This is a genomic window from Bacillus cereus group sp. BfR-BA-01408 (assembly GCF_022663305.1).
Classification (GTDB): domain Bacteria; phylum Bacillota; class Bacilli; order Bacillales; family Bacillaceae_G; genus Bacillus_A; species Bacillus_A pacificus.
Map to the genome: position 1 here is coordinate 1 of NZ_JAKUFF010000179.1, position 663 is coordinate 663.

Sequence of the window (663 nt, forward strand, 5' to 3'; positions counted from 1 at the left end):
GCCCCCGTCGGACCTTGTATTCCTTGAATTCCTTGTGGACCTTGCACTCCTTGTGCGCCCGTCGCTCCTTGAATTCCTTGCACTCCTTGCACTCCTTGGGGCCCCATTGGACCGGTTGGACCTATCTCTCCTTGTACTCCTTGCACTCCTTGTGGGCCCTCTGGACCTGTTGCTCCTATTTCCCCTTGTATCCCTTGAATTCCAGTTGCTCCTTGTGCTCCAGTTGCTCCCGTTATCCCTTGCACACCTTGGATTCCCTGAATTCCTTGTGGACCTTGTGAGCCTGTTGCTCCTTGCACTCCTTGAATGCCTTGTATCCCCTGAGGACCCTCTGGACCCGTTGCTCCAACTGGTCCTTGAACACCTTGTATTCCTTGCGGACCCTGAAGTCCCTCTGGGCCTTCTGGACCGGTTGGACCTATCTCTCCTTGTATCCCTTGAATTCCAGTTGGACCTTGTGGCCCAGTCGGACCTACGTCACCTTGCGGACCTTGGATTCCCTGTGGGCCTTGTGCTCCTGTTCCCCCTGTCGCTCCTTGGATTCCTTGAGAACCTTGTGGGCCTTGAATTCCTTGTGGGCCGGTTGGACCTATGTCGCCTTGTGGGCCTTGAACCCCTTGCGGACCTTGATCTCCTGTGGCCCCCGTTACTCCTTGAATTCCT

General features: G+C 55.8%; 1 pseudogene. It reads right to left on the bottom strand.

Annotated features, from left to right (window positions below):
• Positions 1 to 663, bottom strand: a pseudogene (locus tag MR083_RS26725) (collagen-like protein); the annotation flags it as partial.